The organism is Thermodesulfitimonas sp. (assembly GCF_052743955.1).
On record NZ_JBRAIN010000084.1, the window covers coordinates 1 to 7,640 of the forward strand.

Sequence of the window (7,640 nt, forward strand, 5' to 3'; positions counted from 1 at the left end):
TTCGGACCGGCGATGCTGGCGGAGATGAAGCGCCAGGTTATCAAGAGATACCGCTGGCTGCGGGAGGAGGAACTGCTGCAGGGTCTGGCGCTGGCGCAGGTGCTACCGGGAGCCACGTTTGTTTCCCTTGCCGTATGGGCGGGAAACCGGTTACGGGGGGCGGCGGGGGCGGTGGCCGCCTTTAGCGGGCTTTTGCTGCCTCCTTTCGCGGTGATGCTTATAGTATCGTACCTTTGCTTCGCCTACGGCAACCTACCAGGTTGACCTCTATCACTGGGTAACAATGAAGGATTTTGCTGCCGGCGTGGCCTTTGGGCAGGTTACTCCCGGCCTGGTAGTGATCACCGCCACTTTCATAGGCTATCGCGTTGCGGGTGTTTTAGGGGCGGTGGCGGCGACGGTCGGCGTTTTTGCCCCCACACTTTTCTTGGTGCTCACCGCGGTCCCGGTGCAGGCGCGGCTCCGGTCGAGCCCCTGGGTGCGGGCAGGCGAGCAGGGCTTAGTAGCGGCTTTCGTGGGGCTGATGGTACTGGTGGTTTTGGGCTTAGGGCGCCACGCGCTCGGTAACGTTCCCGCCTGGATCGTAGCGGTCTCAGTCTTGGGTCTTTTGCGTCTTAGGCATCTCGACCCCTTGTGGGTGGTAGTAGGCGGTGTTCTGCTCTACCTTGTCCTTCACAGGGCAGCGGGGGTGCTCATTTAATATGTTGCTGAGCCAGATGGCCGAGGCCGGGGTCGATATCAGCGAGCAGCGGGCGAAGCACGTGGACGAGCTGCGGGAGATTGAGTTCGACCTGGTGGTTATACCCTCTGCGATGGCGCCCGGGAGAGCTGCCCGCTGCCGCCGCGGGCGAAGCGGGTCCTCCACCGAGGCTTCCCCGACCCGGCCAAGGCGGAAGGTGCGGCGGCGGAGGTGCTGGCCGCTTTCCGCCGGGTGCGCGATCTGATCCGGGATTTCGTCGCCGGACTGCCGGAAGGTTTATAGATGCGGCCTTGATGGAGAGCATGAGTTTTCTCCTGCGATTAATCAAAACTTCTCGCCAGCCCGTGGCCCGCAGAGTCTAACTCCTAAAAACTTGCCAAAAATTTCTCCAAACTCTTGACGCTTTTTTGCATGTAATACAATACAATCAAACCACATTATACCATACCGTGAGAAGCTGTCCGTCTCTTGGGAGAGGAGGTGGCTGAAGCAAGAAACCTGGCTGATTTCCAGGTATAGATGATGTATCATGTCAAAAATCTCAGAAGGGGTGCTTTTCATGTTACAAAGGCTCGGCACGCGGTGGCTAGCCGTGTTAATAGTGTTGCTAATGCTGGTGTTTCTATCACCAGCATTGGCATATACAGTCACTAATCCTGTACCCGGGGATCAGAATTCCAGCGAAGCTTCTACGGTTATAAATTAGAATGGTGCAGGCGATAAACAACCAGAACCCTCAAGAATGTATCAACTGTTTTAGCAAAGAAAACCGGGAGCTTATGGAGCGATTTATCGCTGATAACCCTAACCAGACGTTTAAAGAACAAAGCGCAACCTTGGTGAATATCAAAGAACTACCTAAAAAGAAGTTGGCGTGGCAACTGGCGCTCTGGTAACGAGAGACCTGAGTTTGGAGAAGACTCGTTTCTTTTATGCCGCAATCAAATTTAACGTAAACCGGGAGGAAAAAAAGTGGCTGTATAACGGGATCAATCACCGGCTTATTGTGAAGACTGAGGAAGCTGATGGTTGGAAGATCGTAGGAATTCCTGTTCCCTCCACTAAGGTGTTAGTTGAGTCTGGTTACGGCTTTGGGACTGAGGCCGAGAAGGTCGCGGCAAGAATTGAAACTGTTATGGAAGAAAAAGGTTTAGTTACTAATTACGAAGGGAAAGTCATAGCAAACCTTGCGGCGGGCAAAGCTGAAATAGCAAAGGAAAAACAAGCCGATTTGATCACGGTTCCGGAAGTTTCGCCAACTGCTACGGACGAGCACGCGGGACCGAGTAGCATCAAAGTCTATTCGTAATGACCCCCCGGAGTCAAGACAAAATCGGCCAGTTTGAGGGAGTCTTTTGAATTTTGGCAATAGGAACTGAACACCACCTAAGCCATTATCACGGGAGGATGTCCCGAATTTTGTCCAAATTGAGGTAGCGGAAAGATGGGAAGGACGGACAGAAGTGAGAAAGTGAAATTCTTTAAAGCAGCCGGCCGGATGATTGGTCTTATCGGCTCCTTGGGGAGCGGCTCCCTTTGGTTTTATTTTCTGGCGATGCTAAGGGTACACCACGATCTTGAAGTTGGTAGGTATCTATTGAGCTCGCTGATGATTTCTCTGTCTTTAGTGGGGTTTATGCCTCCTGGAGAACCGTTCCTTAAATGCAGAACCGGGAGTTGCGTAGTTGGTGGCTGGCGGCCCTCGGCGGCTTGATGGGCCTGGTCGCCTGCGCTTACGAGGCATACCGGTTTTCCTGCCCGCACCTTGTGCATTCTCCCTGGGAGATACCCGCTCTCGGCGCTTATGTCCTGTTTTTTGGTGCGGCCCTCGCCGGCTCCCGGCGCCGGCGGCGGGAGGCGGTGCTGGCCGCGGGCGTTCTGGCGCTCGGCCTCACCGCTCTCCTCTTTGTCACCGGCCTGGTTGCCGCTTTTGCGCTGCCGGACTACATTCCTTTCCTGCCCGGTACGCTACTTGTCCTGTTTGCCGGCTTGGCCGGGAAAGGCGGCGCCGCGTCAACCACTTCTCGATCTCGACCGCCCAGAAGATGAGGCTGCCGAGCGCAAAGCAAAGGAGGAGTTCCGCGGGCTCTAAGGCGACGGTGCGGAAGACGGTTTGCAGCACCGGGGTGTAGACGACCGCGAGTTGCAGGGCAACCGTGAGCACCACAGCGCCACAGGCCGCCCGGTTGGAAAGGAGCCCGGCGGTAAAGAGAGATGTTATGCCGGTGCGGATGGCGAGGACGTGGGCGAGCTGGGCAAAGGCGAGGGTGGTGAAGAGGATCGTCTGCCACGCCGGGTTGCCGCTGCGCCAGAGGCAGTAGCCGGTGCCAAGGCAGATCGCGGCCATCAGTCCGCCGACCCAGAGGATGTGGGTGCCTAAGCCGCCGGCGAAAATGTTTTCCTGCGGCTTTGGCGGCGGCCGGCGCATCACGTCGGGCTCGGCGGGCTCAACCGAAAGGGCGAGGGCGGGGAAGCCGTCGGTGACCAGGTTGACCCAAAGAATCTGGAGCGGGGCGAGGGGCACCGGCATGCCGCTCAGCATCCCAGCGAAGATGACGAGGATCTCGCCTAAGTTTGTCGTCATCAGGTACTTGAGGAATTTCCGCACGTTATCGTAAATCACCCGCCCTTCCTCGACGGCGGCGACGATGGTGGCGAAATTGTCGTCTAAGAGCACCATATCCGCGGCCTCTTTGCTCACGTCGGTGCCGGTTATCCCCATCGCTACTCCGATGTCGGCTTTTTTCAAAGCGGGGGCGTCGTTTACCCCGTCGCCAGTCATCGCGACGATATGCCCCTTTTTCTGCAGCGCCGCCACGATTTTCAGCTTATCTTCGGGCGCGACCCGGGCGTAAACGGAAACTTCATCAACCAGGTTTTCTAATTCTTCCGCCGCCAACGTTTCTAACTCCTGGCCGGTCAAGACGCGCCGTTCGGTGGCGATACCGAGTTCGCGGGCGATGGCGAGCGCGGTTAAGGGGTGGTCGCCGGTGATCATCACGGGATCAATCCCGGCCCGGCGGCAGGTGGCGACTGCTTCCTTAGCTTCCGGCCGGGGCGGGTCGATCATCCCCACGAACCCGGCAAAGATCAGGTCACGCTCGATTTCTTCTTCCGCCACGGCTTCCGGGAGGGCCTCGAAAGGGCGGAAGGCGACCGCGAGCACCCGTAAGCCTGCCCGGGAGAGGCGCTCGTTGGCGCGGCAAAGCAACTCCTGCCACTCGCCCAGCGGCTCGGCTCTCCCGTCGACCCATACCCGCTCGCAAATTTGGAGAAGGCCGTCAACGGCGCCCTTGGTGAAAAAGAGGTACTGGGGCCGCTCCTTTTCGCAGAGCTGAGGGAGAATGGTCCGGCACTCCTCATGGACCTGGTGGATGGTAGTCATCCGCTTCCGCTCGGAGGTAAAGGGAATTTCGGCTACGCGGGGCAGGAAATTTTCGAGTACGGGCTTGCGGAGATCAAACCGGGCCGCCGCAACCACCAGGGCCCCCTCCGTCGGGTCTCCCACGTAGGCGGGCTGGTCGTCTGCTTCGGTTAGCACAGCGTCATTGCAAAGCGCGGCGGCGGTCAGCAGGAGGGAAGCGGGAGGTAAGAGAGGCGCAGCCGTCTTTCCGTCGGAGAGGTCGAGGGTCTTAAGCCCTTCCGTTGTTTCCCGGGTCGGGAGCAGAAGGGTGGTAACGGTCATCCGGTTTTGGGTGAGAGTCCCGGTTTTGTCGGTGCAGATTTTAGTGACCGAGCCGAGGGTTTCCACGGCGGGGAGTTTGCGGATGAGCGCGTGGCGCCTGAGCATCCGCTGCGCCCCCAAGGCAAGGGCGATGGTGACGGCCGCTGGGAGCCCCTCCGGCACTGCGGCGACAGCGAGGCTCACACCGGTGAGGAACATCGTTTTTAAATCCTGACCGCGCATAATCCCGAGGCCGGTTACGACGGCGACGATAATGAGGGCGATAAGCCCGAGCGTGCGCCCGAGGGCCGCCATCCGGCGCTGCAAGGGTGTAGGCTCTCTTTCAACCGTCTGGATTAGCGCGGCGACGCGGCCGAGTTCGGTCTTCATCCCGGTGGCGACAGCCACCGCCAGGCCCCGCCCGTAGGTAACGGTCGTCCCCTTATAGACCATATTCTGGCGGTCGCCGAGGGGGGCGTCCGCGGCCACTACCGCAGCCGCGTTTTTTTCTACGGGCACCGACTCGCCGGTTAAGATGGCCTCGAGGACTTTGAGGTTGGCCGCCTGAAGCAGCCGCCCGTCCGCAGGCACGATGTTGCCAGCCTCGAGAAAAAAAATGTCGCCGGGCACTATCTCCCGCGCCGGGATTTCCTGCACCTGGCCGTCACGCAGGACCCGCGCGGCGGGAACGGCGAATTTCTTAAGCGCGGCCATCGCTCGCTCGGCGCGGTATTCCTGGGTGAAACCGAGAATAGCGTTGAGCACGACGATGACGAGGATGGCTACCGCATCTTTGTATTCACCGAGGAAAAGGGAGACGATGGCGGCGACGATGAGGACAACGACCATCGCCGCGGTGAGTTGCTCCCAGAGGATGCGCCAGGGGCTCTTGGGTGGGGTTTCGGTGAGTTCGTTGGGACCGTATTTTTGCCGCCGCAGGCCTGCTTCGGGGCTGCTTAAACCGGTTGCGGCGTCGCTGCCGAACTCGCGCAGGACGGCCTCTGGTGCCGTTTTATGCCAGCTAGACATTTTGGGCCCCTCCTTTTACGTATATAATAGCCGGGCCTCTTGCACTGTGTAAAGTTCGGTTGGGTTAAGAAGAGCTTGTTGGCGAATAAAGGGAAAACTGGGTGGCATGGGGCGAACGGATGGCAGGGAGGCTGAGGCGGTTAAAAGTAGGAGCTAACCTGCCGCCCTTTGCTACTTAAAGCCCAAATTCAACTGGTGGAAGGGACAAAGCGGCCTCTCGCGGTAGAATCTATTGAGGTTAGTCCGGGGAGGCCTTAAACTTTACTTAAAAGGTGGGCTGGAGCCCGCCGGCGTCCCAGGAAACGGACGTCAACATGGCGGTGCCGGTATTTAGAAAAACGACGGGTAAACTGTCAAGTGGTAGGAAATAGAAACCGCCAAGCCGCTGGTATAAAAGCGTAAACTGGATTTAAGCTAGCTGTAAAACTTTTAAGGAAATCTAAAGGGTTAAGGAAACCTAAAGGGACCACGGAGGTCACCTAATTTTTAGGATAGTCTTCCGTGGTCCTTTTTAGTTTCTGGTTTTTCGAGTAGTAATATGGTTCTCCGGTATCAGGTTCTATCCTAAAGCCCTGTATTTACGCGTTACGTGGCGCATCATATATCGTTTCATCGCAGTTTTCCATGTCTTAACGCTGAACGGAAAGCGTCAGAACGTTTTATAAAGGAGGGGCACGCGGTGAAGAAGATCGCGGCGGTGGTCTGGCACAGCCACGCGACGACGCTCAGGCGCGCGGCGGCTGAGGTAGCGGGGGAACTCCGGGTGAAGGTTTACTCGGCGCGGTACCTCGACGAAGGGAAGGAGGACTTCGCGGCGGCGCTGGCGGATCTCGCGGCGGCGGATCTCGTTTTCTTCTACCGTTCGGCAGGGGAGACGATCTGGGCGGAGCTCGAGGCGGCGGTGAAAAATTTCCGCCAACCCGTAGTTTGCGTGGCGCACGACCCGGCGCTCTGGGATCTCTCCACGGTACCGCCAGCCGTGGTAGCCCGCTGCTACGACTACATCGTGCAGGGCGGGGCGGAGAATTTTGCCCGGATGCTACGCTACTTGGCGGCGACGGTGCTCGGGGAGCCGGTAACGGTGCAGGAGCCGCTGGTTTTCCCCTGGGAAGGGCTATACCACCCGGCGGCTCCCGGCGTTTTTGCGGCGGTTGAGGATTACCTCTCCTGGTACGGCAAGCCGGGTCCGCACATCGGACTGCTCTTCGCCCGGAACCAGTGGGTGAACGGGACGCTGGCGGTGGAGGACGCGCTCATCCGGGCCCTGGAGGCGCGGGGCCTCGCGGTTATTCCGGCCTTCTGCTACTCGCTGAAGGATGAGGGGCTGGGGACTAAAGGCTCCGGCGAGGTGGTACGGGAGTTCTTCTTCGACCCGGCAGGGAAGCCCCGGATCGCGGCTTTGGTGAAACTCCTTCCCTTTTTCCTGGCGGCGCGTGCCCGCACCGACGACTTTATCCGGGAGGATGTCGCGGCCTCAGGGGTGGCGCTACTGAAGCGGCTTGGCGTGCCGGTATTTCAGCCGGTAGTTTCGTTTTATAAATCGGTTGACGAGTGGGCGGCGGACCCGCAGGGACTCGGCCAGGATATCGCCTGGACGGTGGCGCTTCCCGAGTTCGAGGGGGTGATCGAACCTGTTTTCCTGGGTGCGGCACGGCGGGAGGGGGACCTGGAAATCCGCACACCGGTGCCGGAGCGGGTGGCGCGCATCGCCGACCGGGTGGCGGCCTGGGTGCAGTTGCGGGATAAGCCGGTGGCTGAGCGACGCGTCGCCTTCATCCTGCACAACAACCCCTGCGCTTCGGTGGAGGCCACCGTCGGCGGGGCGGCGCACCTCGACAGCTTGGAGAGCGTGGCGCGGATCCTCAAGCGGCTGCGGGAAGAGGGTTACACCGTTGAAACGCCGGCGAGCGGCAAAGAACTGATTGAAACCATTATGGAACGGAAGGCGATTTCGGAGTTCCGCTGGACGACCGCGGACGAGATCGTGGCCAAGGGCGGAGCTTTGAAGCTGATGCCGGTTGCGGAGTACCGGACGTGGTTTGATACCCTTTCGCCACGGGTGAAGCAGCGGTTGACCGAGGCTTGGGGGAACCCGCCGGGCGAGGCGAAAAACGGGGTGCCGGCGGCGATGGTTCACAATGGTCAGATCATCATCACCGGGGTGCGCTACGGCAACGCGGTGGTCTGTGTGCAGCCGAAGCGGGGCTGCGCCGGGGCGCGCTGCGACGGGCGGGTCTGCAAGATCCT

Annotated in this window: 7 protein-coding genes; 6 read left to right on the forward strand and 1 reads right to left on the reverse strand. The window is 59.5% G+C overall.

Annotated elements, in window-relative coordinates; genetic code table 11:
• The 5 genes from ACUVTA_RS07475 to ACUVTA_RS07495 all read left to right on the forward strand — a co-directional run.
• Window positions 1-264 (forward strand): chromate transporter (locus ACUVTA_RS07475; protein ID WP_445952328.1); only part of this gene is annotated, 264 nt, incomplete at its 5' end.
• A 19-nt stretch (window positions 265-283) separates the two neighbouring features.
• Window positions 284-700: a chromate transporter gene (locus ACUVTA_RS07480; protein WP_445952329.1), complete on the forward strand. Its 417-nt coding sequence runs from the start codon at window positions 284-286 to the stop codon at window positions 698-700.
• Between the two features lies 1 nt (window position 701).
• Entirely contained in the window at window positions 702-944 is a 243-nt protein-coding gene (locus ACUVTA_RS07485) for a hypothetical protein (protein ID WP_445952330.1), read from the forward strand.
• Between the two features lie 463 nt (window positions 945-1,407).
• Window positions 1,408-1,596 (forward strand): hypothetical protein, encoded by a 189-nt coding sequence (locus ACUVTA_RS07490; protein ID WP_445952331.1) that lies wholly within the window; start codon window positions 1,408-1,410, stop codon window positions 1,594-1,596.
• Window positions 1,597-1,610: 14 nt separating this feature from the next.
• The gene (locus ACUVTA_RS07495) at window positions 1,611-2,009 is read left to right on the forward strand and encodes a hypothetical protein (protein ID WP_445952332.1); all 399 of its coding nucleotides are present in this window, start codon (window positions 1,611-1,613) and stop codon (window positions 2,007-2,009) included.
• A 600-nt stretch (window positions 2,010-2,609) separates the two neighbouring features.
• On the opposite strand, the gene ACUVTA_RS07500 is transcribed toward ACUVTA_RS07495, so the two are convergent.
• Window positions 2,610-5,393: a cation-translocating P-type ATPase gene (locus ACUVTA_RS07500; RefSeq protein WP_445952333.1), complete on the reverse strand. Its 2,784-nt coding sequence runs from the start codon at window positions 5,391-5,393 to the stop codon at window positions 2,610-2,612.
• Window positions 5,394-6,072: 679 nt separating this feature from the next.
• Here ACUVTA_RS07500 and ACUVTA_RS07505 point away from each other — a divergent pair.
• On the forward strand, window positions 6,073-7,640 hold a 1,568-nt coding region (locus tag ACUVTA_RS07505; RefSeq protein WP_445952334.1), incomplete at its 3' end, for a cobaltochelatase subunit CobN.

Bases quoted from the DNA above. Each gene is read 5' to 3' on its own strand.
- ACUVTA_RS07485 (WP_445952330.1), top strand. From the start codon at position 702: ATGTTGCTGAGCCAGATGGCCGAGGCCGGGGTCGATATCAGCGAGCAG.
- ACUVTA_RS07500 (WP_445952333.1), bottom strand. From the start codon at position 5,393: ATGTCTAGCTGGCATAAAACGGCACCAGAGGCCGTCCTGCGCGAGTTC.
- ACUVTA_RS07490 (WP_445952331.1), top strand. From the start codon at position 1,408: ATGGTGCAGGCGATAAACAACCAGAACCCTCAAGAATGTATCAACTGT.
- ACUVTA_RS07480 (WP_445952329.1), top strand. From the start codon at position 284: ATGAAGGATTTTGCTGCCGGCGTGGCCTTTGGGCAGGTTACTCCCGGC.